This is a genomic window from Streptomyces sp. NPDC057616, from assembly GCF_042800575.1.
In the GTDB taxonomy this organism is placed as follows: Bacteria; Actinomycetota; Actinomycetes; order Streptomycetales; family Streptomycetaceae; genus Streptomyces.
Genome location: NZ_JBHVGU010000004.1, coordinates 135119 through 159497, shown reverse-complemented (window position 1 = coordinate 159497; position 24379 = coordinate 135119). Strand labels below are relative to the sequence as shown.

Sequence of the window (24379 nt, the reverse complement as noted above, 5' to 3'; positions counted from 1 at the left end):
GCGTGCCTAGGGACGCCCCTTGGGCCGGCGCAGGCCCGACCCCGTCAGCAGCCGTACCACCTCGCGGCTGCTGACCTCCACCGCACCCGCGCGCACCGCGTCCGCGTACCGGTGCGAGGGGATGTCGTAGTGGTCGCGCTCGAAGGCGCGCCGGGGCACGCCCAGTTGCTCGGCGAAGACGTGCAGTTCGTCGTAGGACAGGTCGCTGACCAGGTGCGACCACATCCGGCCGTGGCCCGGCCAGGTGGGCGGGTCGATGTAGACCGTCACGAGGACGACGCTCCGCCGACGGCCCGCGCGAGCGACCCCAGCGCCGCGACCTTCACGCCCGCCTTGTGGCAGACCCAGTGCGGATCGGGCCCCAGCTCCGGTTCGACCTCCAGGGCGTGCGGGTCGCCCCCGCCGCAGACCGGGCACAGCGGCCAGCGGCCGTACGCCTCCAGCAGCGCGTCCTGGACGTCCTGCGCGACCAGCCCCGCCACGTAGTCCGCGCCCTCCGGCCACTGCTCGACCCACCAGCGCCGCTGCACGACGGACTCCTCGACCATCGAGACCACGTCCGAGGCGGTGACGTCACCGGCGGACAGGTCGGCGAGGACGAGGGCGCGTGCGGCGTGCAGGGTCTGTTCCAGGGGACTGATGGGGTGCATGTCCCCATTGTGCGCACTCTTGACCGCGAGACCGAGCCGAAAATATCTTTCATACGTGACCCAGGACGTGAAGGAAATTTTCGCCACCGAGGGAGCGGGCACGCCGGGCGCGGCGTCCCCGGCACCCCCCGCACCGGCCGCGCTCGCCGCGAAGGTGCGCACCCTCGGGCCCTCCATGACCCGCTCCATGCAGCGGGTCGCCGAGGCCGTCGCCGGCGATCCGGCCGGCTGCGCGGCCCTCACGGTCACCGGCCTCGCCGAGCTCACCGGCACCAGCGAGGCGACGGTCGTGCGGACGGCCAGACTGCTCGGCTACCCCGGATACCGCGACCTGCGGCTCGCCCTCGCCGGCCTGGCCGCCCAGCAGCAGTCCGGGCGGGCGCCCGCCATCACCACCGACATAGCGGTCGACGACCCGATAGCCGACGTGGTGGCGAAACTCGCCTACGACGAGCAGCAGACCCTCGCGGACACGGCGGCCGGACTCGACACCGTGCAGCTCGCGGCCGCGGTGAGCGCGGCGGCGGCCGCACGTCGCATCGACGTCTACGGCGTCGGGGCCTCCGGCCTCGTCGCCCAGGACCTGGTGCAGAAGCTGCTGCGCATCGGGCTGCTGGCCCACGCGCACAGCGACCCGCACCTGGCCGTGACCAACGCCGTGCAGCTGCGCGGGGGCGACGTCGCCATCGCCATCACGCACTCGGGCTCGACCGGGGACGTCATCGAGCCGCTGCGGGTGGCCTTCGAGCACGGGGCGACCACCGTCGCGATCACGGGGCGGCCGGACGGGGCGGTCGCCCAGTACGCCGACCACGTGCTGACGACGTCCACCGCGCGGGAGAGCGAGCTGCGTCCCGCGGCGATGTCCTCCCGGACGAGTCAGCTCCTCGTCGTGGACTGCCTGTTCGTGGGGGTGGCGCAGCGGACGTACGACGCGGCGGGACCCGCACTGGCCGCGTCCTACGAAGCGCTGGCGCACCGGCACAGGCGGTAGACCCAACCCTCACCGGACCGTACTGCGAAAGAGCCGCGCCCTTATGACCTCCACCTCCAACCCCCGTGAACTCCGCGCCGCGTTGGAAACCCTGACCACCGAGGCCTTCCGGCCCGACCTCGCCGAGATCGACCGGCTGCCCACGCTCGAGATCGCGCGGCTGATGAACGGCGAGGACACCTCCGTGCCCCGTGCCGTCGCCGAGCGGCTGCCCGAGATCGCCGCCGCCATCGACGCCGTCGCGGAGCGGATGGCACGCGGGGGGCGGCTCATCTACGCCGGGGCCGGCACCGCCGGGCGCCTCGGCGTGCTGGACGCCTCCGAGTGCCCGCCCACCTTCAACACCGACCCGGACCAGGTCGTGGGCCTGATCGCGGGCGGGCCCGAGGCGATGGTGACCTCCGTCGAGGGCGCCGAGGACTCCGCGCAGCTCGCCCGGGACGACCTCGACGCACTCGGTCTCCTCGCCGCCGACACGGTGGTCGGCGTCTCCGCGTCCGGCCGCACCCCGTACGCGATCGCCGCGGTGGAACACGCCCGCGTGCTGGGCGCGTTGACCGTCGGCCTGTCCTGCAACGCGGGCAGCGCGCTCGCCGAGGCCGCCGAGCACGGACTGGAGATCGTCGTCGGGCCCGAGCTGCTCACCGGCTCCACCCGCCTGAAGGCGGGCACGGCCCAGAAGCTCGTGCTCAACATGCTCTCGACGATCACGATGATCCGGCTCGGCAAGACGTACGGAAACCTCATGGTCGACGTACGCGCCTCGAACGAGAAGCTGCGCGCCCGCTCCCGCCGGATCGTCTCGCTCGCCACGGGGGCGTCGGACGACGAGATCGAGCGGGCCCTCGCCGCCACCGACGGCGAGGTGAAGAACGCGATCCTGGCCCTCCTGGCCGGCGTCGACGGCCCGACGGCGGCCCGCCTGCTGGCGGACTCCGACGGCCACCTACGAGCGGCACTGGCGGCGGCGGCCGGCTGACGGCTCACGCCTCCGGCGCGCCCGCCAGTCCGGGTTCCAGGTCCAGGGCCGTGCGGGAGATCGCGGCCTGCACCTCGGTGTACGCCAGCAGGTAGACGATCCTCACCCGTGATCCAGGATGCGAACGGAAGTAGTCGACGGCCGCAGCCACGAGGGTCTCCGCGGTCTTCCGCACGTCGCTGTTCCCGCCCCCGGTTCCCAGCAGCGGCAGCACGACCGAGCGGAGGCCTTCGCCGTCCTCGTTCAGGCGGTCCACCGCGGCCAGGATGTTGCGGACACACCGTCCCAGGTCGACCACCGGACGGAATCCGGATGTCGGCTCCCCCTCGACGGCACCCACGTGCACGATCCGCTTGACCTGGTGGCTCTCCCGCAGCTCTCCCGGTCCCGTCACCAGCACCTGACCTGCCGTCACATACGCTCGGCCCGCCATCTGTTCCGCGAGTTCCAGGGCGACGGTGTCGTAGATCAGTTGACCGCCCTCGTCACGGCGACCTCCGTAGTAGCGGATCGTCGCGGAAATGGTCGCTTCACTGGAACGCGACATCTCCATGCGGGTGTTCTCGGTGTTCACCCAGACATCGACCCCGAGGACGTTGGCCAGGTCGCCGGTGATCATGCCGAGACGGTGGCGGTGGTCGCCTGCCAGCGGGACCTCGTAGCGGATGCTCGCGGTCAGCGGCCGTGAGGGCCCTTCCGGGCCCCGCTCACCGAGCAATTGGCGGCGCAGGGCCTTGTTCTCCCGACTCAGCTTCTTGACGTCGGCGGCCAGTTCGTCCCTGCGGCGGGTCTTCGACAGCCAGGAGAACGACGCCACCATGAAGAAGGCCACGAAGCCCGCGGATCCTCCGAGACTGAAGCCGAGCGCTCTGCCCTCGGAGAGCGAGTCCGGGAACGCCGAGAACACGAACAGGGCTCCTGCCAGGGAATACAGCAGGATCACAGGGAGTTGCAGCGCGTACTGCCGGCCTGCCCTGTCCGCGCCCGAGGACCAGATCTGCAAGGCCACACCCCCCAGGATGAGAACGGCCGTGACGGTCAGCACCAGCGCGCTCATTCGTGTCGTCGTCTCCCTGTCTCCCTGCTGTGGCCTCGGCCCACCACGTCCGCCGCGACTTCGTACCGATGACGCTATGTCAAACCCGGTGCGCGAACCTACCGTTGGGCTGGGCGCATATGACGGCAAGATACTGCCTTTCGTCCGCTGTAGATGGTTTCATCGGTTGTATGGACCCCATTGACTTCGGCGACATCTCCGACCTCAGAATCCGTTTGGGAGTGCTCGCCGACGAAGCCGACCGTCGTCTCGTCACCGTCTTCGGATCGGGCATCAGCAACGCCGTGCTTCCCGGGGTCCCGGAACTCACCCAGCTCTTCCGTGAGCACATGCCGAAGCGTGGCCAGGCCAAGTTCGACGAGACGATCGACCCCATCAGCGACCCTGGCCTCAAGTACCAGAATGCGGCAGCCCTATTGACCCGCCAGGCAGGCGAGTCGGTGGTAATGAGGGCGATCCGGACCGCGGTCCTCCGTGCCTGCCGTGACGTACGGGCGGAGGACGTGGCCAAAGTCGCGCGCGACGAGGAGCAGTGCCGTGCCTATGTGAAGACGGGATCCTGGAACATCCCGCTCGGATACGAGAGGTTCGCCCGCTTCTTCGCGTCCTTGGACGGGAAGGTCCGGGGCCCCATCATCACCACGAACTTCGACCCGCTCATAGAGGTCGCGCTGCGCGAGGCGGGCGTCGACACGCACTCCGTGCCGGTCCCCACGGACTCCACGCCCACGCCGGAACAGCTGCGGGAGGTCACCAGCCAGCCGGTGCTGCACATCCACGGTCACTGGACCGGTCCCGCGACGAGCAACGTCCCTTCACGGATCACATCCGATCGGCCCAAACTCCAGCGGGTGCTGCAGGAACTGCTCAGGAACTCCGTCGTCCTGGTCGTCGGTTACAGCGGCTGGCTGGACGGCTTCATGAAGAGTCTGCGCGAACGAGTTCTCGACGACGCCGACCTGCTGCAGGCCGAAGTTCTATGGGCGGCCTACGAACGCGACGCGAACGCCGTCATCGGCCAGGGCGTGCTGAAGGAACTCGTGAACGCGCCCGGCTTCACCCTCTATCTGGGCATCGACGGCCACGAGTTGTTTCACGACGTACTCGACGAGAATGTGGACACGGCCGAGGAGACATCGTCGCCCTTCGGCTATTCGCGAGTGCCGCGCCAGATCTCGGCGAAAGGGTACGACCCCGCTCACTTCGCGGACGGCCGTCAGCCCGATTGGACCGATGCCGAACCCGGTCGCTGGCCGACGCTCAGTTCCGCGCTTCAACTGGAGGAGGAACTGCTCCAAGGGTTGGAGCGCGGAGGCGGGGGCGGTGTCGTCGCCATCGGTCCACTCGGCGAAGGCAAGTCACTGGCCATCCGCCAACTCGCTGTCAAAACGGCCGTTTCTCGCCCTGATTGGAACGTGCTCTGGCGCGAGCCGGGAGCACCGCCCATCACCGGGGCCTGGTTGCGTGAAATACGCGCCACCGCCGACCGCACTCTGATCTGCATCGACGAAGCGGACCTCGTCCAGGACGAACTCGTTGCCACCAAGGACCTCTGGGGAGCCGAGGACTCGGGCTTCGCCTTCCTACTGGCCAGCCACGACCGGTTGTGGTGGCAAGGGTCCGGCGCGTCCTCCCTGCGATCGCATGTCCACGACGTCCTCTTCCACGGCATCAGGCCCGCCGATGCCACGAACATCGCCGCCGCGTGGCAGTCCATGGGGCTTTTGCCGAAGCACCTGGGCACCACCGAAACCGCGGCCGGCCGCCTCGTGTCGTCGGCCGGTGTCATGGCCGCTCAGACGAACACGCTCTTCGGCGCGGTACTCGATGTCCGGTACGGAACGGAGCTCGGCAGCCGCATCGAGGATCTTCTTCGCAAGTTCCGGGAGATCCGCCTGGCGGAGTCGGTCACTCTCGCAGACGTGTTCGGCGGCATCTGCGTGATGCAGCACGTCCTCGACAAGGACGGAAACATGGGACGGGGCGCAAGCCGTCCCGTGATCGCAGCCATGGTCGGGCTCGACGAGGTTTTCGCAGACGGCAAGATACTCGCCACCCTCGGCCGGGAAGCGGCTGTCACCTTCGCCGGAAACCGCGTCTACTGTCGGCATCCTGCCATCGCATCGACCGTCGTCGACCTTATTCACCAGGACGGTACTGCGGAGAAGGCCTACACCCTGGTGGGCATGGCCGGAGGACGCCTGCGGGAGGCAGGGGCGGGTGAGGCGGACGGGTATCGCGACGCCTACCTGCTGTCCCGCGATCTGAAGGCGCCCGAAGCCGTATGGGCCGCCAAGGGCGCCGTCGAGGGCACAGGGCACCTGCTCGAATCACGTGTGACACTCCTGCGCGCTCTACGACAGGAACGCCAGAGTCGCTGCATCGAGTACGCGCGCAGACTTGCTCCACGCGTGCACGAGTACCGGGACTTCCGCAGTGCCGTCCGGGCATTCCTGGTGGAGTTCTCCATCTCCATGCGGGACGAGGGTCATGCGCAGACCTCCGCGGGCCTCGCCGCCCTCGCGCTGGACGACCGGATCGGCTTCACCCTCGACGGCAGCCGCGCCGGTTACGCGCTGGTGAGTCTCGCCAAATCGGCCCTCCGACTGAATGCCCAGACGGGCGGGACGACGACGGCCGAGGTCCCCGAAATGTGCTACGTCCTGCTGGAGTTGATACGGAGCAAGGAGGAGGCCCAGAGGTTCCTGGGCCCCGTCCGCACCCAGCTGCGGATCCTGGAGGAATACCGGAGTCTGAGTCCGATCAAACTGAGCGGCAAACTCGCCGCCGCCATGGACACGGCTGCCAAGGCGGCAGCGCAGGAGACGGGCATCCGGCTGGAACTCAACGGCGTCCTGTCGTTCGACAGCCTGCGGCGCCTGGCCGAGACCAAGCGCCACTGACGCGGCGCGCGGCGGCAGCGCTCACGATGGGTGCCGCAGTCGACTGTCCTCATTCGCCTTGCGCACCATCGCTCGGAGCGTGTCGTTGGACGACGCATATGTGACGTCCTCCGGCGGGCAGTCCCACTCGCGCCCGCCGGCGACGGGGCGCAACTGCACCCGGCCGCCGACGTGTCCCCTCACCTCGCCCAGCCGCCCGTTGCGCGCGTCCACGACATGCGCGCGACCGGCGGCTGCTCCCCGCGCAGCACGGACGCCAGGCGCTCGGCGGTGCGGATGTTGCAGCGGCCGAGGTCGACCAGGGCGAACGGCTCGTCGCTCGCGCCGGTGACGGGGTCGACGGCGAGGGAGGGCAGGACGACGCCGACGCCCACGAGGGCGCTGCGCAGGGTTTCGACGACTTCTTCGGTCGGTCGCACGGTGTTCGTACCTCCACGCTGAGTTGATGATTCGCCACCCAGCGTGTCCGTCGCGGTCCTAGCCTGGCCATACGTACCGTCCAACAACCATGTCTGTCGGACAGGGGAGTTGCCCATGCCGGGACCCAAGGACCTCGATCCGTCGTCGTCACCGCGAGCGCTGCTGGGCGCGGAGCTGCGCCACGCGCGCGAGAAGGCCGGGCTGAGCCAGGAGGAGCTGGGGATACGGCTGTTCGTGAGCGGGTCGTTCGTAGGGCAGCTGGAGGCGGGAACGCGACGGATGCAGCCGGAGTACGCACGACTGCTGGACGCGGCGCTGAGCACGGACGGGTTCTTTCAGCGCAACTGCGGTGCGGTGGCGAAGTCCAAGTACCCGGAGCACTTCGCCGAGGCGGCAGAGGCCGAGGCCCAGGCCGTGGCTATCCGGGAGTACGCGCCACTCCTGATTCCGGGGCTGCTGCAGACGCCCGAGTACGCACGGGCCGTGAGTCGCGCGTACGACCCGACCGTGCCGGAAGACACCATCGAACAGTGGGTGGAAGGGCGGACGGAACGAACCCGCCTGCTTGCTCATCCAACAAAGCCGTTGTTGTGGATGGTGCTCGACGAGGCGGCGTTGCGCCGGCAGACCGGTGGTCGAGCCGTGATGGCGCAGGCCTTGCGCCACATCGCCGCCCTCGCCCGCCGAAGGCGGGTCATCTTGCAGGTGATGCCGTACAGCGCCGGGGCGCACACGGCGATGGAAGGCGCCCTGAAGTTGATGGAGTTCGAGGACGCTCCTCCCCTGGTGTACTTCGAGGGGGTACGCATCGGACGGCTGGAGGATGATCCGGCCACGGTCGCCGACCTGAAGTTCACCTTCGAACTCCTGGCGGCCTCCGCACTCTCGCAGGAGAAGTCCCTGGCCCTGATCGAGGCGTTGGCGCAGGATTACCCCCATGAGGATCCCTGACCTGAGCAAGGCCACCTGGCGCAAGTCCAGCTACAGCGGAGGCGGAGGCGGCAACTGCCTGGAAGTCGCCGACGGACATCCCACCCACATCCCCGTCCGGGACTCCAAGACCCCCCAAGGCCCGGTGCTCACCTTCCGCCCGCAGACCTGGACCGCGTTCGTCGAAGACCTCAAACACCCCGCACACTGATACCCATGAACCACGCCCAGCTGACCGCCCTGGGCCGCGCCCTCCGTCTGCTCGGGGAGCACGGCGAAGCCCTCACCGCCGACACGCCGGACGGCAAGCTGCACGAGGTCAAGGCGGACCTCCGCCGCGCTCTGGAGCTGCTCGACGACAGCGTCACCGGCGCCGCGCCCGCGACCCGCTGCCCCGAGCATCCGAGCGGGCCCGTGGACGAGAACGCGCACGACCTGTGTCTGCTCTGCGAGACGCGGCGCAGGGCGGCCCGCAGGGCCGAGTACAACGGCGGCCCCCTCCCCACGCACCCCGGCAGGACCGCGCCGTCGCGCTACGGCGTCAGCGCCGACCGTCCGCAGCCCCAGCAGCGCTGGCTGCCGGAGCAGTGGAACGGGCAGACGTGGCAGCTGTGCGGCACGCCCAGGCGGGACCGGCGCGAGGCGGAGCTCTACATCACCGCTCAGCGCCGCGGCCCGCGCCCGGCGATGGCGTACCGGCTGGTGCACGAGTTCACCGACTACGAGGTGCTGCGGGTGTGGGGCACGCCGGTGAAGGTCGACATCGAGCCGCTGGGGAACCTGTAGCGCCGGGGCGTCACTTCAGCAGCGGCAGCGGTGTGAACTCGTGGTCCTCCCACAGGCGCCGCGCCGTCTCCTCCGGGTAGGGGACGACCTCGGGGACCGCGTCGAGGACCTGGACCAGGCGTTTGTCGTCGTCGTAGGCGGGCCAGCCCGGGTCGCCGGTGCGGGCGAACGCGGTCCACGACCTGCGGAAGCGCGCCGACAGCTCCTCCGCCTCGGCCGGTACCCCGCTCCCCGCGAACAGCAGGTTCCCGAGGTCCGCCTCGAACGTGCCGAAGAGCAGCGGGATGTCCAGGCCGTGGCACGCGCCGAGGCCGCCGCCGGCGCCCGGGGCCGGCCAGGTCAGCTCGTAGACGTGGGCCGGGCCGCCGCCCGCGTGCTGCGCCTCGGCCAGGCGCAGGGACGGCATGCTGAACAGCCAGTCGGTCTGGACGCGTTCGAACAGCTCGCCCGGCGTGGCCCCGGGGAAGGCGGCGCGGTACGCGCGCTCCCCGTCCGGCCCCGGCCCGAACGTCCGCAGCGCCCAGGACGCCTGCTCCTCGCCGAGGGTGCCCAGCAGCCCGCCGATGGCGAGGAACAGCCGGAACTCGTCCCGGTTGTGCCCGACGAGGAGGTCGACGTCCCGCCCCGCGCCCGTGGCCAGCGCCTGCCACGGGGTGCACGGCAGCACCTCGCCGTCGACGACCGGGGAGAACGGCGTGGAGGTCGGGGCCACCCGGCCCCACCGGTCCGTGTACGCCGTCATCCTGGCGCTCAGCGCCTCGCTCGCCGAGGTCAGCTGCCGGGGGTCGACGGTGGCGAGGTCGGCCGCCGTCGGACGCAGTCCCGCCTCCTGCGCGATGGCGGAGGCGATGTCGCGGGCCAGCTCGTCTGAGAAGAAGGTCCCGGGCACGCTCTGCGCGACCGCCCGCCGGAAGAGCCCGCGCGCTGCGGGCATGGCCAGCAGCGACGCCACCGACCCGGCACCGGCCGACTCGCCGAACACGGTGACCTGTCCGGGGTCGCCGCCGAACGCCTCGACGTTGTCCCGCACCCACTCCAGGGCGGCCACCTGGTCGAGCAGGCCGCGGTTGGCGGGTGCCCCGTCGATCCGGGCGAACCCTTCCACCCCGACGCGGTAGTTGAGCGTCACGACGACCAGGTCGCCGTCGCGCGCGAGGTGTTGCGCGTCGTAGCCGGGGCTGCCCGCGTGGCCGATCTTGTACGCACCGCCGTAGATCCACACCATCACCGAACGCCGTGCGGCCGGATCCGCCTCCGGGGTCCAGACGTTGACGGTCAGCCAGTCGTCGCCCCGGAGCATCTCCTCGACCGCCTTGCGGCCCTGGATGCCGGCCTCCTGCGGGGGCGGGGGCCCGAAGGCGTACGCCTCCCGGGTCCCCTCCCACGCCCGCACGGGCCGCGGCGCGGCGAACCGGGCCTCGCCGACCGGGGGTTGGGCGAACGGTATCCCGCGGAACACCGTCAGCCCGCCCTCCCGCCGGCCGCGCACCGCACCGGCGGCGGTGCGCACGACAGTCGTCGTCATCCTCAACTCCTCGTCGGCGGGCCGCCGTCGGCCCGGTCAGGTCAGCCGAGCCGCCGGAGCAGGTCCCGGGTCTGCTGCTCGTCGATCTCGTACACCGTCTCGTGGGCCCGGGGGTCGCGCGCATGGAAGGTGTGGAACATCGGCCCCGCCAGGCCGTCGCCCAGCTCCACCAGCGAGGCCGACGCCCCGCGCACCGCGCGCTCGGTGCCGGGCCGCGTCGTCAGGTCGATGCGGTTGACCACGCCCGGGGTGACCCACACCGGGGTCGTCTCCAGCAGGCCGTGGAGCTGCAGGTGGAAGTGCCCGGTGAGGACCACCCGGACGTCGGTGCCGCGGATCGCCTCCGCCAGGGCGGCCGGATTGCGCAGGCCGAAGACGCGCTGCGTCTCGACGTCCAGGGCGATCGGCGGGTGATGCAGGGCGAGGACGGTCCCCTTGGCCGCGGGGGTGGCCAGCACGCCGCGCAGCCATGCCAGTTGCTCCGCGCCGAGCCACCCGTGCACCTTGCCGGGCACCAGCGAGTCCAGCGTGACGAAGCGCCAGCCGTCCACGGCGCTCACCGCGGCCCGCTCCCCGTCCGCGGACGTGAGGACCGTCTCGGCCCGCTCGGCCCCGTCCGCGGCCAGATGCCCGCTGCCCAGCACCTTCCCGAAGGCCCCGCGCTCATCGTGGTTGCCGGTCGTGAAGAACACCGGCGCCTCCAGCGGCGCCGCGAAGCCGGTCAGCAGCTCCCGTACGGTCGTGTAGGCCTCCACGGCCCCGTCGTTGGCGATGTCACCGGTGACCACGACGGCGTCCACGCCCCGCTGGTGGCGCAGCTCGTGGAGCATGAGGCGCAGGGACGCGGTCGCCTCGACGCCGTGCCGGTTGGGGGCGTCCGTCCGTTCGACATGGGTGTCGGACAGATGCAGGATCCTCATGGTCCAGCACGCTAGCCGGAGTTGACGTCCGCAACCAGAGTGTCGGGCGACGGGCCGCACCCCCCCCCGCCGCCCGACCCGCGAACGCGGAGCGTCAGCTCAGCGACTTGAGCGCCGCCGCGTCGTACGGCTTCAGCTCCGAGACGCGGCCTTCGAGGACCTTCGCCGCCCACTCCGGGTCCTGGAGCAGCGCGCGCCCGACGGCGACGAGGTCGTACTCCTCGCGCTCCAGCCGGTCCAGCAGGTCGTCGATGCCGCGCAGCTCGGAGCCCTCGCCGGCGAAGGCGCGGATGAAGTCGCCGTCGAGACCGACCGAGCCGACCGTGATGGCGGTCTTGCCGGTCAGCTTCTTGGTCCAGCCGGCCAGGTTGAGGTCGGAGCCCTCGAACTCGGGCAGCCAGTAGCGGCGCGTGGAGGCGTGGAAGGCGTCGACGCCGGCGGCGGCCAGCGGCGCGAGGATGGCCTCCAGCTCCTCCGGGGTCTCGGCGAGCCGGGCGTCGTAGGCCTCCTGCTTCCACTGCGAGTAGCGGAAGAGGATCGGGAACTCGGGCGAGACCGCCTCGCGCACCGCCGCGACGATCTCCGCCGCGAACGTCGCCCGCGCCACGCGGTCGCCGCCGTAGGCGTCGGTGCGGCGGTTGGTGCCCGCCCACAGGAACTGGTCGAGGAGGTAGCCGTGGGCGCCGTGCAGCTCCACGCCGTCGAAGCCGATGCGCTCGGCGGCGGCCGCGGCCTCGGCGAACGCGCCGATGACGGCGTCGATGTCGGCCTGCGTCATGGGCGTGGCGTCCTCGACGCCGGTGACGCGCAGACCGGAGGGGCCGTGCGAGGGGGCGTCCGGGTAGGGGGCGTCGCCCTGGTTGCGGACCGTGCCGATGTGCCACAGCTGCGGAACGATCGTGCCGCCCGCCGCATGCACCGCCTCGGCGACCCTCTGCCATCCCGCGAGCTGGTCCTCGCCGTGGAAGCGGGGGACGCGGTCGCTCTGGCCGGCCGACTCGTGGCCGACGTAGGTGCCCTCGGTGACGATCAGCCCGACGCCCGCGGCGGCCCGGCGGGCGTAGTACGACACGACGTCCTCGCCGGGGATGCCGCCCGGGGAGAACATGCGCGTCATCGGCGCCATGACGATGCGGTTGGGGACGGTGAGGCCGTTGATCGTGGTGGGCCGGGAGAGGATCTCGGCGGCGCGGGAGGTGGCGGGGGCGGTCACGTGGGGTACTCCTCGGGGGCTGAGTTAACCGGTCGGTATGTGCGCACGCATTGTTGCACCACCTTAAGCAATCACCTATGCGCTGCTTCACATTCCCGGACGGCCCGAAGCATCCGCGTGACGCCCGACACACGACGTCGGGCACACGAAAGGGCGGCACCCCCTGCCGGAGCAGGAGGTGCCGCCCTCCGTAAGGACGTTGATCAGCCGGGGCCGGAACCCCGTGGCCGATCAGAAGTCCATGTCACCGCCCGGCATGCCGCCACCGGCGGGCGCGGCGGCCTTCTCCGGCTTGTCGGCGATGACGGCCTCGGTGGTCAGGAAGAGCGCGGCGATGGAGGCGGCGTTCTGCAGGGCAGAGCGGGTCACCTTCGCCGGGTCGATGATGCCTTCCTTGACCAGGTCGACGTACTCGCCGGTCGCGGCGTTCAGGCCGTGGCCCGGGGTCAGGTTGCGCACCTTCTCCACCACGACACCGCCCTCGAGGCCGGCGTTGACGGCGATCTGCTTCAGCGGGGCCTCGAGCGCGATGCGCACGGCGTTGGCGCCGGTCGCCTCGTCACCCTCGAGGTCCAGCTTCTCGAAGACGGTGGACGCCTGGATGAGCGCGACGCCACCACCGGCGACGATGCCCTCCTCGACGGCCGCCTTCGCGTTGCGCACGGCGTCCTCGATGCGGTGCTTGCGCTCCTTGAGCTCCACCTCGGTGGCGGCACCGGCCTTGATGACCGCGACACCGCCGGCGAGCTTCGCCAGGCGCTCCTGCAGCTTCTCGCGGTCGTAGTCCGAGTCGCTGTTCTCGATCTCGGCGCGGATCTGGTTCACGCGGCCCTGCACCTGCTCCGTGGAGCCGGCGCCGTCGACGATGGTGGTCTCGTCCTTGGTGATGACCACCTTGCGGGCGCGGCCCAGCAGGTCGAGGGAGGTGTTCTCGAGCTTGAGACCGACCTCCTCGGAGATGACCTCGCCGCCGGTGAGGATGGCGATGTCGTTCAGCATCGCCTTGCGGCGGTCGCCGAAGCCCGGGGCCTTGACGGCGACGGACTTGAAGGTGCCGCGGATCTTGTTGACGACCAGGGTCGACAGGGCCTCGCCCTCGACGTCCTCGGCGATGATCAGCAGCGGCTTGCCCGACTGCATGACCTTCTCCAGGAGCGGGAGCAGGTCCTTGACGGAGCCGATCTTGGAGTTGGCGATCAGGATGTACGGGTCGTCGAGCGACGCCTCCATCCGCTCCATGTCGGTGGCGAAGTACGCCGAGATGTAGCCCTTGTCGAAGCGCATACCCTCGGTGAGCTCCAGCTCCAGACCGAAGGTCTGGGACTCCTCGACGGTGATGACGCCTTCCTTGCCGACCTTGTCCATCGCCTCGGCGATGAGCTCGCCGATCTGGGTGTCGGCGGCGGAGATGGAGGCCGTCGAAGCGATCTGCTCCTTGGTCTCGACATCCTTGGCCTGCTCGAGCAGGGCACCGGAGACGGCCTCGACGGCCTTCTCGATACCGCGCTTGAGGGCCATCGGGTTGGCGCCGGCGGCTACGTTGCGCAGGCCCTCCTTGACCAGGGCCTGGGCGAGAACGGTCGCCGTGGTCGTACCGTCACCGGCGACGTCGTCCGTCTTCTTGGCGACTTCCTTGACCAGCTCGGCGCCGATCTTCTCGTACGGGTCCTCGAGCTCGATCTCCTTGGCGATGGAGACACCATCGTTGGTGATCGTGGGGGCGCCCCACTTCTTCTCGAGGACGACGTTGCGGCCCTTGGGGCCGAGCGTCACCTTGACGGCGTCCGCGAGCTGGTTCATGCCGCGCTCGAGGCCGCGCCGCGCCTCCTCGTCGAACGCGATGATCTTGGCCATGTGAAGTGGTCCCTCCAGGACTGGGGGTGATTCCTTCGGACCGCGCCCGCGCCCGCGACGGACGGCACGCATGCCTCGTGGTTCCTTGCCCCACCCGGCCTGCGGGCCTCACCGACCCGGTCCTTCTTTGTCACTCTCACCTTCAGAGTGCTAACGCCAATGATTAGCACTCGGCCCATGAGAGTGCAAGCGCCTCCCAGGGTCCGGGCAGGCGCCCCATGGGCCGGCGCGACCTCCGGCCCGACCCGCCCGGGCATGCCGAAGGGTCCGCACCCAGGGTGCGGACCCTTCGATCAAGAACGGAAGAACGTCGCTGCAGTTGATCCGGCGCGTGCTTCAGCTGGTCGCCAGTCGGACCATGTCCGCCTGCGGCCCCTTCTGGCCCTGCGAGATCTCGAAATCGACCCGCTGACCCTCTTCCAGGGTGCGGTAGCCGTCCATCTGAATCGCGCTGTAGTGGACGAAAACATCCGCACCACCGTCGACCGCGATGAAGCCGTACCCCTTCTCCGCGTTGAACCACTTGACGGTGCCCTGAGCCATGCCTAACTCCCCTATTACTGGCCCTTGCACGGATCCGCACTTCGCGAATCCGGGTCAGACCTCACCCCCCACGGTTGGGGGCGTGCGCCGGAACGCGTCGACCGCGGCTGAATGTATCTGTCCAACTGCCGTCTGCAACAGGTCAATCGGACGAGAAATCCGGGCACGACCGGTCGGGAATTTACTGAGAATTCACCAGAATTCAGGGCAAGTCGGGCCCCACAAAAGGAGCATAAGACGCAAAAAACCTGCACACTTTGGCGACTTCTCGTTGCCCGAGAAGTCAGAAGCCATATGCATCCGGCATGCAGATCCGAGCCGGTTCCCCAACTGTACCGTGCTCAACCATGCAGAATTGCCCCCTCCGCTTCTCTCACGGAGGGGGCAATTCGATGAACTCTTCGTAACCGACCTTACCGACGGTAATAATCGGGGCGCTCGACCTGTTCGTCAGCCGCCGGCGACGGCCGGGATGATCGAGACGCCGGCGCCGTCCGGGGTCGCCGTCTCCAGGCCCTGCTCGAAACGCACGTCGTCGTCGTTCACGTACACGTTGACGAAGCGGCGCAGCTTGCCCTGGTCGTCCAGCACACGGGCGGCGATACCCGTGTGGTTCTTCTCCAGGTCGGCGATGACCTCGGCGAGGGTCGCACCCTCGGCGGCGACCTCGGCCTGCCCGCCGGTGTAGGTGCGCAGGATGGTGGGGATACGAACGTTGACGCTCACGTGAAACCTCCGGTCAGCTACAACACCCCGTCAGGGGCGCGGGGAACTGCGCGACCGGCCCCCACCGGCCCGCAGACGAACAACTACCTGCTTACGCCAGCCCAGCCTCACGGAACGACTCAAGGTTGGGACGAATGGTCGCGGTCAGCCCCGTACCGGCAACCGCGTCCAGCGTCTTCAGCCCGTCACCCGTGTTGAGGACGACCGTGGTCAGCGAAGGATCCAGCACACCGTTCTCGATCAGCTTCTTCGTCACGCCGACGGTCACACCGCCCGCCGTCTCCGCGAAGATCCCCTCGGTCCGCGCGAGCAGCTTGATCGCGTCGACGACCTGCTCGTCGTTCACGTCCTCCACCGCGCCGCCGGTACGCCGCGCGATGTCCAGCACGTACGGGCCGTCGGCGGGGTTGCCGATCGCCAGCGACTTGGCGATGGTGTTCGGCTTCTGCGGGCGGACCACGTCGTGCCCGGCCTTGTACGCCGTCGACACCGGCGAGCAGCCCTCGGCCTGAGCGCCGAAGATCTTGTACGGCTTGTCCTCGACGAGCCCGAGCTTGATCAGCTCCTGCAGGCCCTTGTCGATCTTCGTGAGCTGCGAACCGGAGGCGATCGGGATCACCAGCTGGTCCGGCAGCCGCCAGCCGAGCTGCTCGCAGATCTCGTACGCCAGGGTCTTGGAGCCCTCCGCGTAGTACGGCCGCAGGTTGACGTTGACGAAGCCCCAGCCCTCGCCGGCCGGATCGCCGATCAGCTCGGAGCAGAAACGGTTCACGTCGTCGTAGTTGCCCTCGATGCCCACGAGCTCGCCGCCGTAGACCGCGGCCATGACGACCTTGCCCTGCTCCAGGTCGTGCGGGATGAACACGCAGGAGCGGAAGCCGGCGCGGGCCGCCGCGGCGCCCACGGCGCCGGCCAGGTTGCCCGTGGAGGAGCAGGACAGGGTGGTGAAGCCGAAGACGCGCGCCGCCTCCAGGGCCTGCGCGACGACGCGGTCCTTGAAGGAGTGCGTCGGGTTGCCGGAGTCGTCCTTGACGTACAGGCCGCCGGTCACGCCCAGCTCGCGGGCGAGGTTGTCGGCCTTGACGAGCTTGGTCCAGCCGGGGTTGATGTTCGGCTTGTCCGCCACGTCCGCGGGGACCGGCAGCAGCGGCGCGTAGCGCCAGATGTTCGCGGGGCCCGCCTCGATGCGCTTGCGGAGCTCCTCGGCGTCGTAGGCCGAGAAGTCGTACGCGATCTCGAGCGGGCCGAAACACTCCTCGCAGGCGAAGACCGGTCCGAGCGGCACCCGGTGCCCGCACTCGCGGCAGCTCAGGGCGGCGGCGGGGCCGAGGTCGACGGTCGTGGAGTCGGTGGTGCTTGCAGCAGTCTGCGCAGCCATGGAGGCGAGGCCCTTTCTCCTCATCTTCCTCACGACGCATCTCGCCGTGAGACGGATTTGGCACCTTCCCTAGCCGGGGAGCCTCGCGGAACGATCAGCACTGATCTACGAGTACCGGCTGGAGGGTTGCCGGGGCTTCATCGGGCCGTATCCCTCTGCCCCTCTGGATGAGCGGTATGCGGTTGTGAACGGCGGTGACCCCGGACATGCGATGGTCATCGGCGTTGTTCAAGACTGTAACCGACGCCCAGGACAGTTGAGAGAGCCGTCCGTAACGCGAGACAACAGTGAGGAGCCGCCGACCGTGCTGGAAGAAGTCGAGCGCTGGCTGCACACCCGCTCCTGGTCCGTGACCGACCGCCCTCTGCACGCCCTGCTGGCCGCCAAGCAGCGCACGGGCCAGTCGGTCTCCGTCGTCCTGCCCGCGCTCAACGAGGAGGAGACGGTCGGCGACATCGTCGCCGTCATCCGCCACGACCTCATGCAGCAGGTCCCGCTGGTCGACGAGATCGTCGTCGTCGACTCGGGGTCCACCGACCGCACCTCCGAGGTGGCCGCCGCGGCGGGCGCGCGAGTGGTGCACCGGGACGAGATCCTGCCGCGCATCCCGGCCGCGCCCGGCAAGGGCGAGGTCCTGTGGCGCTCCCTGCTCGTCACCACGGGCGACGTCGTCTGCTTCGTCGACGCCGACCTGCGGGAGTTCTCCTCCGACTTCGTCTCCGGGATCGTGGGCCCGCTGCTCACCGATCCGGAGGTCGATCTGGTCAAGGGCATGTACGACCGCCCGCTCGCCGGGGCCGCGGGCCAGGGCGGCCGGGTCACCGAGCTCATGGCGCGCCCCCTGCTGAACATGCACTGGCCGCAGCTGGCCGGCTTCGTGCAGCCGCTCGGCGGCGAGTACGCGGCCCGCCGCAGCCTGCTGGAGCAGCTGCCCTTCCCGGTCGGCTACGGCGTGGAGCTGGGCATGCTCGTCGACGCCCTGCACCTGGTGGGCCTCGACGCGCTCGCCCAGGTCGACGTCGGGGTGCGCAAGCACCGGCACCAGGACGGGCAGGCGCTGGGCCGGATGGCCGCCGCGATCTACCGCACGGCGCAGCTGCGGCTGGCCCGCGGGCATCTCGTCCGGCCGTCGCTGACCCAGTTCGAGCGCGGCGAGGACGGCTTCGAGCCGCGGACCTACTCCGTGGACACCGAGGAACGTCCGCCGATGGCGGAGATCGCCGAGTACGCCGAGCGCCGGGTGGCCTGAGAGCGCCAGGTGGCCTGAGAGCGCCGGTCACACGCCGTATACGGTCCACCCGCGAGGGGCAACCAAACGTTTGAGCGTTTACGGGCCTGGCTAGGTTGAGGCGTATGGCTTCCGTGCACGCCGCTGCTCATCAGGTGCTGGTCGCGTCCAACCGCGGACCGGTCTCGTACGAGGTGCGGGACGACGGCTCGCTGTCCCCCAGGCGGGGCGGCGGCGGGCTCGTCTCCGGCCTGTCGGCGATCGGCCCCGACGCGGGCGCCCTGTGGGTGTGCTCGGCGCTGTCCGACGGCGACCGCGAGGCGGTGCGGCGCGGGGCCGGCGAGGACGGCGTGCGGATGCTGGACATCCCGGCCGACGTGCACGCGGACGCCTACAACGGCATCGCGAACTCGGTGCTCTGGTTCGTCCACCACCTGCTGTACCAGACCCCGCTGGAGCCGGTCTTCGACGCGGAGTTCCGGCGGCAGTGGGCCTCGTACGAGACCTACAACCGGGCCTTCGCCGAGGCACTCGCCGAGGAGGCCGCCGAGGGCGCGGCCGTGCTGGTGCAGGACTACCACCTGTGCCTGGTGCCGGGGATGCTGCGCGAGCTGCGCCCGGACCTCAGGATCGGCCACTTCTCGCACACCCCGTGGGCGCCGGCGGAGTACTTCCGGCTGCTGCCGGACGACATCGCCGGGCAGGTGCTGCGCGGCATGCTGGGCGCGGACCGGCTCGGCTTCCTCACCCGGCGCTGGGCGGACGCGTTCACGGCCTGCTGCACGGAGCTGGTGGGCGGCCTCGGGGGCACCGAGATCGGTGTGCACGGGCTCGGCGCGGACGCGGACTTCCTGCGGCAGCGCGCGCACGAGGCCGACGTGGCCGAGCGGATGCACGCGCTCCGGGCCGAGATCGGGGAGGGGCGCAGGACGGTCGTGCGGGTCGACCGCACCGAGTTGTCGAAGAACATCGTGCGCGGGCTGCTGGCGTTCCGGCAGCTGCTCGACGACCGGCCCGAGTGGCGCGAGCGCGTCGTGCACGTGGCGTTCGCCTACCCCTCGCGCCAGGACCTCGCCGTGTACCGGGACTACACGGCCGAGGTGCAGCGGCTGGCCGAGGAGATCAACTCCCGGTACGGGACGCCCGGCTGGACGCCGGTCGTGCTGCACGTCAAGGACGACTTCGCGCGCTCGCTGGCCGCCTACCGGCTGGCCGACGTCGCCCTCGTCAACCCGATCCGGGACGGCATGAACCTCGTCGCCAAGGAGATGCCGGTGGTCTCCGACGACGGGTGCGCGCTGGTGCTCTCCCGGGAGGCGGGCGCCCACGCGGAGCTGGGCGAGGACGCGATCACCGTGAATCCGTACGACGTCGTGGAGACGGCGAACGCCCTGCACGAGGCGCTGACCATGTCCCCCGGTGAGCGGGCCGAGCGGACCAAGCGGCTGGCGGCAGCGGCGACCGCGCTGCCGCCCGCGCAGTGGTTCCTGGAGCAGCTCAACGCCCTGACGGGTCAGGCGAGCTGAGCCGCCAGACCGCGTAGCAGCCGGACGACCCCCGCGGGCCCGTCCACCACGAGATCCGCACGCTCCCGCAACTCGACCACCTCGTCACTGCCGCTGCACACCAGCAGGCCCGGGACACCATCGGCGCGCAGCCGGTCGACGGCCGAGAAGGCGGGGAGGTCGCCCAGGTCGTCGCCGGCGTAGAGGACCGCCGAGGCGCCGGTCTGGCGGACGTGCTCCAGCAGGGCCACGCCCTTGTCCATGCCCGGCGGGCGCAGTTCCAGGACCAGGCGGCCGGGTTCGACGATCAGGCCGTGGCGCGTGGCGAGGTCGGTGAGGGGGACGCGCAGCGCATCGAAGGCGGCCTGCGGGTCGGCGGCGCGGCGGGTGTGGACCGCGACGGCGCGGCCCTTCTCCTCGATCCAGGTGCCCTGCCAGGCGCCCTCGCGGTCGAGGACCCCGGGCAGTTCGGCCCGGACGGCGGCGACGCCGGGGTGCGGGGCGGGGGCGCTGACCTCGCCGCTGACGGCGTCCCAGCGCTCGGCGCCGTAGTGGCCGAGGACGATCAGGTGCTCCAGGCCGGCGACGCCCGCGAAGCCGCCGTGCCGGACGGCGACGCCGGCCGGGCGGCCGGTGACGACCGCCACGGAGGCGACCTTCGGGGCGAGGGCGGCGAGCGCCGGCACCGCCTCCGGGTGCGCGCGGGCCTGCTCGGGGTCCGCCACGATCGGGGCGAGGGTGCCGTCGAAGTCGAGTCCGACCACCGTCTTGCCGGGATCGGCGAGGATCGCGGCGAGTCCGTCGCGGCCGGCCGGGGTGGCAGGCGTCGGCAGGGGGTCCATGGAGTGCGTCGAGTCCGTGTCCGCGGGGATGCCCATACGGCGACCTTAGCCGGGGGCGCCCCGCTCAGCGTTCCGTCCGTCGTTGTTCCCGCACCCGCCGCAGCCTGTTCACCGTCACCGGGTCGTGGGCGAGCGCCCTCCTGTCGTCCAGGAGGGCGTTCAGCAGCTGGTAGTAGCGCACGGGAGCCAGGCCCAGCTCCTCGCGGATGGCGCGCTCCTTCGCGCCCGGCCCCGAAAAACCCCTGCGCTCCAGGGCGAGGACGGCCCGTTCGCGGTCGTCGAGCTGGTCCTGATCCATGTCCTGAACCGTAGCCCCCGGCACCGACAGCGCCCTGCCGTGCGGCCTACTGCGCGCTCTCCGCCAGTGAGGCCGTGGACTGCAGCTGCGCCAGGGTTGCCTCGGGGCTGCCGCTCGGGGCGACCGCCTTGCCTATGTTCTTCTTCACCGCCGCGGCGACCTGCGCCCACGAGGTGTTGCCGACCGGGTACAGCTCGGACAGCGGCAGCTGGTCGAGGAACGGCTTGAGGTCGGCGTCCCGCTTGTCCGAACTCATGGCCTCGGACGCGGAGGTGGTGACCGGCAGCAGGTCGTACTCGCGGGAGAACGCGAGCACGTTCTTGGTGCTGTAGACGAAGTCGAGGAAGTCACCGACCTGCTCGGCGTGGCCGTTCTTCTTGAAGGCCATCATCCAGTCCGCGACACCCATCGCGTTCTTGCTCGCGCCGTCGGGCCCGGGCATCGGCACCATGCCGAACTTCACGCCCTTCTTCGCGGCGATCTTCATCAGCGAGGGGTGGCCGTTGAGCATGCCGACGTCGCCGTCGGCGAAGGCCGAGAAGGCGGCGGCGCGGTTGAGCTTGCCGGGCGGGACGGGACCGGTCAGGCCCTTGTCGACCAGGTCGTCCTTGAGCCAGTCGAAGGTGTCGACGTTCTGCGCGGAGTCGATGCCGTAGGTGCCGACGGCGTCGGTGTAGCCACCGCCGCCGCTCAGCAGCCACTGCATCGTCTCGGCCTGCGCCTCCTCGGGTCCGAGCGGCAGCGCGTACGGGTACTTCACACCCTGCTGCTTCAGCACCCTCGCGTCGGAGGCGAGCTCGCTCCAGGTCTTCGGCGGGGTGAGGCCGGCGCGCTTGAAGAGGGTCTTGTTGTAGAAGAGCAGCCGGGTGGAGGCCGCGAACGGCATCCCGTACTGCACACCCTTGACCTGGCCCGCGGTGGCGAGCTGGGAGGCGAGGTCGGCCTGCGCGGTGATGGAGAGCAGGTCGTCCGCCGTGTAGAGCAGGTCCTTGTCGGCGTAGTCGGCGTACGCGCCGATCTGCGCCATGTCGGGCTGCTTGCCGGCGTCGACCATCTCCTTGACCTTGCGGTCGACGTCGTTCCAGGAGTAGACGCTGACCTCGACCTTCACGTCGGGGTGCTTGCTCTCGTACTCCTTGACCAGGCCGTCCCAGTACTTCTTGGAGCTGTTGGCGGCGGAGTCGCCGTAGTCCGCGGCGACCAGTCTCAGGGTGACGTCCCCCGATCCGCCGCCGAGGCCGCAGCCACCGAGGACCGCCGTCATGCCCAGAGCGGACACCGCCGCGATCGTTCCTGTCCTACGCCGCTGCACTGCTTGTGACCCCAACCCTGCTGTCTCGCCGTTCAATATGTGGACACGACAGGTCTACACCACGTGAGTGGACTAGACCTCTCGCGGGTCCTGGGGCCACACTGTCCCCCGTGAGACATGTCATCGCCCTCGACGTGGGCGGCACCGGGATGAAGGCCGCACTGGCGGCGGCCGACGGCGAGCTGCTGCACCAGGCCCGCCGGGCGACCGGGCGCGAACGCGGGCCGGAGGCGGTCGTCGAGGGCATCCTCGACTTCGCCGCCGAGCTCAGCGCGTACGGCGCGGGGCGGTTCGGCGAGCCCGCGGCCGCGGCCGGCGTCGCCGTCCCCGGCATCGTCGACTCCGACCGGGGCATCGCCTCCTACTCGGCCAACCTCGGCTGGCGCGACGTCCCGCTGCGCGACCGGCTGTCCGCACTGCTCGGCGTGCCGGTGGCCCTCGGCCACGACGTGCGCACCGGCGGCCTCGCGGAGGGCCGCATCGGCGCGGGCAAGGGCGCCGACCGCTTCCTGTTCGTCCCCCTCGGCACCGGCATCGCGGGCGCCATCGGGATCTCCGGCCGGGTGGAGGCGGGCGCGCACGGCTTCGCCGGCGAGATCGGCCACATCGTCGTACGGCCCGGCGGCAGCCCCTGTCCGTGCGGGCAGACCGGCTGTCTGGAGCGGTACGCCTCCGCGGCGGCCGTCAGCGAGGCGTGGGCGGCGGCCTGCGGGGACCCCGACGCGGACGCCGCGGACTGCGCGAAGGCCGTCGCGTCCGGTGACCCGAACGCCGTCCGGGTCTGGCAGGAGGCGATCGACGCCCTGGCCGACGGCCTGGTCACCGCCCTCACCCTGCTGGACCCGCGCACCCTCATCATCGGTGGCGGCCTCGCGGAGGCGGGGGAAACCTTGTTCACGCCCCTGCGGGACGCCGTCCGCCGGCGGGTCACCTTCCAGAAACTGCCGTCGATCGTCCCCGCGGCGCTGGGGGACGGCGCCGGATGCCTCGGTGCCGGGCTGCTGGCCTGGGATCTCCTCGCAACAACGGACCGTACGGAGGTAACAACCTGATGGCCACTCCCCTAGGGGCGCGGGGAACTGCGCGACCAGCCACACCCGACCCGCAGCCCGCGACCGGCACAGCGCCCCTCGTCCTGTCCGGTGCCGACGTGGTCCTGCCCACCGGGACCGTCAAGGACGGCCGCGTGGCCGTCGACGGCACCCGCATCGCCGCCGGCGTCCCGGAGCACGCCCGGGTCGTCGACGCGACCGGCCACTGGGTGGTGCCCGGCTTCATCGACATCCACAACCACGGCGGCGGCGGAGCCGCGTTCTCCGGGCCGGCCGACGACGTGCTGAAGGCCGTCCGCGCGCACCGCGCCCACGGCACCACCACCCTCGTCACCTCGACCGTCACCGACGACATGGACTTCCTGGTCAAGCAGGCCGGCCTGCTGTCGGAGCTGGCCGAGCAGGGGGAGATCGCCGGGATCCACTTCGAGGGCCCGTTCATCTCGCCGTGCCGCAAGGGCGCGCACTCCGAGGCGCTGCTGCGCGACCCGGACCCGGCGGAGGTGCGCAAGCTGATCGACGCGGCGCGCGGCAGGGCCAGGATGGTCACGCTCGCCACCGAACTGCCGGGCGGCATCGACTCGGTGCGGCTGCTGGCCGAGCACGGCGTGATCGCGGCGGTCGGGCACACGGACGCGACGTACGAGCAGACGGTGGCGGCGATCGAGGCCGGCGCCACGGTCGCCACGCACCTGTTCAACGCGATGCCGCAGATCGGCCACCGGGCACCCGGCCCGATCACGGCCCTCCTGGAGGACGAGCGCGTCACGGTCGAGCTGATCAACGACGGCACGCATCTGCACCCCGCCTCCCTCCAGCTGGCGTTCCATCACGCGGGCGCGCGGCGGGTGGCGTTCATCACCGACGCGATGGACGCGGCCGGTGCGGGCGACGGGCGCTATCTGCTCGGGCCGCTGGAGGTCGAGGTCAGCGAGGGGGTGGCGCGGCTGGTGGAGGGCGGTTCGATCGCGGGCTCGACGCTCACCATGGACCGGGCGTTCAAGCGGGCGGTGACCGTGGACCGGCTGCCGGTCGAGGACGTGGTCGCGGCGGTCTCGGCCAACCCCGCGAAGCTCCTGGGCATGTACGACACCGTCGGCTCGCTGGAGCCCGGGAAGGACGCCGACCTGGTGGTCCTCGACGAGCACTTCGACCTCAAGGGCGTGATGCGCCGGGGCGAATGGGTGGTCGATCCCCAACTGGGGTGATCTGTCCCGCTGTTGAGGGCGGCGGTTGTCCTGGGAGACTGGGACGGCCGCCGTCC

General features: G+C 70.7%; 23 protein-coding genes, 1 pseudogene and 1 riboswitch. Of the genes and pseudogenes, 10 read left to right on the top strand and 14 right to left on the bottom strand.

The genetic code is table 11. From position 1 onward, the window contains the following. Nucleotides 1-6 precede the first annotated feature (6 nt). On the bottom strand, nucleotides 7-270 hold the full coding sequence (locus ACFU97_RS06125; RefSeq protein ID WP_384251529.1) for a DUF4031 domain-containing protein: 264 nt from the start codon (nucleotides 268-270) through the stop codon (nucleotides 7-9). Beyond that, on the bottom strand, nucleotides 267-650 hold the full coding sequence (locus ACFU97_RS06120; RefSeq protein WP_384251527.1) for a hypothetical protein: 384 nt from the start codon (nucleotides 648-650) through the stop codon (nucleotides 267-269). The genes ACFU97_RS06125 and ACFU97_RS06120 overlap by 4 nt, the downstream gene beginning before the upstream one ends. 55 nt (nucleotides 651-705) lie before the next feature. Here ACFU97_RS06120 and ACFU97_RS06115 point away from each other — a divergent pair, with 55 nt between their 5' ends. Next, on the top strand, nucleotides 706-1644 hold the full coding sequence (locus ACFU97_RS06115; protein WP_384251525.1) for a MurR/RpiR family transcriptional regulator: 939 nt from the start codon (nucleotides 706-708) through the stop codon (nucleotides 1642-1644). A gap of 43 nt (nucleotides 1645-1687) precedes the next feature. Then, a complete protein-coding gene (murQ, locus tag ACFU97_RS06110) occupies nucleotides 1688-2623 on the top strand; it encodes an N-acetylmuramic acid 6-phosphate etherase (protein ID WP_384251523.1) in 936 nt (311 codons plus the stop codon). Between the two features lie 4 nt (nucleotides 2624-2627). Here the strand turns inward: murQ and ACFU97_RS06105 are convergent, their stop codons facing one another. Then, entirely contained in the window at nucleotides 2628-3680 is a 1053-nt protein-coding gene (locus ACFU97_RS06105) for a macro domain-containing protein (RefSeq protein ID WP_384251521.1), read from the bottom strand. A 170-nt stretch (nucleotides 3681-3850) separates the two neighbouring features. Between ACFU97_RS06105 and ACFU97_RS06100 the strand changes: the two genes are divergently transcribed. Next, complete coding sequence (locus ACFU97_RS06100; protein ID WP_384251519.1) at nucleotides 3851-6583, top strand: SIR2 family protein; 2733 nt, start codon at nucleotides 3851-3853, stop codon at nucleotides 6581-6583. A 21-nt stretch (nucleotides 6584-6604) separates the two neighbouring features. On the opposite strand, the pseudogene ACFU97_RS06095 reads toward ACFU97_RS06100, so the two are convergent. After that, a pseudogene (locus ACFU97_RS06095) lies at nucleotides 6605-7002 on the bottom strand (hypothetical protein). Nucleotides 7003-7117: 115 nt separating this feature from the next. On the opposite strand from ACFU97_RS06095, the gene ACFU97_RS06090 reads away from it, so the two are divergent. From ACFU97_RS06090 to ACFU97_RS06080, 3 genes are read left to right on the top strand one after another with little or no spacing between them, the layout of a single operon-like run. Then, nucleotides 7118-7954: a Scr1 family TA system antitoxin-like transcriptional regulator gene (locus ACFU97_RS06090; RefSeq protein WP_384251517.1), complete on the top strand. Its 837-nt coding sequence runs from the start codon at nucleotides 7118-7120 to the stop codon at nucleotides 7952-7954. After that, nucleotides 7941-8144, top strand: a complete 204-nt coding sequence (locus ACFU97_RS06085) for a DUF397 domain-containing protein (RefSeq protein ID WP_384251515.1) — start codon at nucleotides 7941-7943, stop codon at nucleotides 8142-8144. Before ACFU97_RS06090 ends, ACFU97_RS06085 begins: the two co-directional genes overlap by 14 nt. Nucleotides 8145-8149: 5 nt before the next feature. Then, entirely contained in the window at nucleotides 8150-8719 is a 570-nt protein-coding gene (locus ACFU97_RS06080; RefSeq protein WP_384251512.1) for a hypothetical protein, read from the top strand. A gap of 10 nt (nucleotides 8720-8729) precedes the next feature. Here ACFU97_RS06080 and ACFU97_RS06075 read toward each other — a convergent pair whose 3' ends face one another. The 7 genes from ACFU97_RS06075 to thrC form a co-directional block, all read right to left on the bottom strand. Further along, entirely contained in the window at nucleotides 8730-10244 is a 1515-nt protein-coding gene (locus tag ACFU97_RS06075; RefSeq protein WP_384251510.1) for a carboxylesterase/lipase family protein, read from the bottom strand. Between the two features lie 41 nt (nucleotides 10245-10285). Next, nucleotides 10286-11164, bottom strand: a complete 879-nt coding sequence (locus tag ACFU97_RS06070) for a metallophosphoesterase (RefSeq protein WP_384251507.1) — start codon at nucleotides 11162-11164, stop codon at nucleotides 10286-10288. Nucleotides 11165-11258: 94 nt separating this feature from the next. Continuing rightward, complete coding sequence (locus ACFU97_RS06065) at nucleotides 11259-12377, bottom strand: NADH:flavin oxidoreductase (RefSeq protein ID WP_384251505.1); 1119 nt, start codon at nucleotides 12375-12377, stop codon at nucleotides 11259-11261. Nucleotides 12378-12608: 231 nt separating this feature from the next. Next, nucleotides 12609-14231, bottom strand: a complete 1623-nt coding sequence (gene groL / locus ACFU97_RS06060; RefSeq protein WP_384251502.1) for a chaperonin GroEL — start codon at nucleotides 14229-14231, stop codon at nucleotides 12609-12611. A gap of 336 nt (nucleotides 14232-14567) precedes the next feature. After that, nucleotides 14568-14774: a cold-shock protein gene (locus ACFU97_RS06055; RefSeq protein ID WP_019057200.1), complete on the bottom strand. Its 207-nt coding sequence runs from the start codon at nucleotides 14772-14774 to the stop codon at nucleotides 14568-14570. A 450-nt stretch (nucleotides 14775-15224) separates the two neighbouring features. After that, the gene (locus tag ACFU97_RS06050; protein ID WP_119103018.1) at nucleotides 15225-15500 is read right to left on the bottom strand and encodes a MoaD/ThiS family protein; all 276 of its coding nucleotides are present in this window, start codon (nucleotides 15498-15500) and stop codon (nucleotides 15225-15227) included. Nucleotides 15501-15591: 91 nt separating this feature from the next. Then, nucleotides 15592-16878 carry a threonine synthase gene (thrC, locus tag ACFU97_RS06045; protein WP_384251498.1) on the bottom strand — a complete coding sequence of 429 codons (1287 nt, stop codon included), beginning with the start codon at nucleotides 16876-16878 and terminating at the stop codon, nucleotides 15592-15594. 17 nt (nucleotides 16879-16895) lie between these two features. Next, nucleotides 16896-17052: riboswitch (SAM riboswitch) on the bottom strand. Nucleotides 17053-17182: 130 nt separating this feature from the next. On the opposite strand from thrC, the gene ACFU97_RS06040 reads away from it, so the two are divergent. Both ACFU97_RS06040 and ACFU97_RS06035 read left to right on the top strand, forming a co-directional pair. Further along, nucleotides 17183-18127, top strand: a complete 945-nt coding sequence (locus tag ACFU97_RS06040) for a glucosyl-3-phosphoglycerate synthase (RefSeq protein ID WP_384251496.1) — start codon at nucleotides 17183-17185, stop codon at nucleotides 18125-18127. 104 nt (nucleotides 18128-18231) lie between these two features. Next, on the top strand, nucleotides 18232-19632 hold the full coding sequence (locus tag ACFU97_RS06035; protein ID WP_384251494.1) for a trehalose-6-phosphate synthase: 1401 nt from the start codon (nucleotides 18232-18234) through the stop codon (nucleotides 19630-19632). Here the strand turns inward: ACFU97_RS06035 and otsB are convergent. The 3 genes from otsB to ACFU97_RS06020 are packed head-to-tail and all read right to left on the bottom strand — an operon-like array spanning nucleotide 19620 to nucleotide 22015. Then, on the bottom strand, nucleotides 19620-20489 hold the full coding sequence (gene otsB / locus ACFU97_RS06030) for a trehalose-phosphatase (protein WP_384251492.1): 870 nt from the start codon (nucleotides 20487-20489) through the stop codon (nucleotides 19620-19622). The genes ACFU97_RS06035 and otsB overlap by 13 nt on opposite strands. Before the next feature lie 28 nt (nucleotides 20490-20517). After that, nucleotides 20518-20751: a DUF3263 domain-containing protein gene (locus ACFU97_RS06025; protein ID WP_384251489.1), complete on the bottom strand. Its 234-nt coding sequence runs from the start codon at nucleotides 20749-20751 to the stop codon at nucleotides 20518-20520. A gap of 46 nt (nucleotides 20752-20797) precedes the next feature. After that, entirely contained in the window at nucleotides 20798-22015 is a 1218-nt protein-coding gene (locus ACFU97_RS06020) for an extracellular solute-binding protein (RefSeq protein WP_384251992.1), read from the bottom strand. Between the two features lie 158 nt (nucleotides 22016-22173). On the opposite strand from ACFU97_RS06020, the gene ACFU97_RS06015 reads away from it, so the two are divergent. Next, nucleotides 22174-23115 (top strand): ROK family protein, encoded by a 942-nt coding sequence (locus ACFU97_RS06015; RefSeq protein WP_384251487.1) that lies wholly within the window; start codon nucleotides 22174-22176, stop codon nucleotides 23113-23115. Continuing rightward, nucleotides 23115-24323 carry an N-acetylglucosamine-6-phosphate deacetylase gene (gene nagA, locus ACFU97_RS06010; protein ID WP_384251485.1) on the top strand — a complete coding sequence of 403 codons (1209 nt, stop codon included), beginning with the start codon at nucleotides 23115-23117 and terminating at the stop codon, nucleotides 24321-24323. The genes ACFU97_RS06015 and nagA overlap by 1 nt, the downstream gene beginning before the upstream one ends. Nucleotides 24324-24379 lie beyond the last annotated feature (56 nt).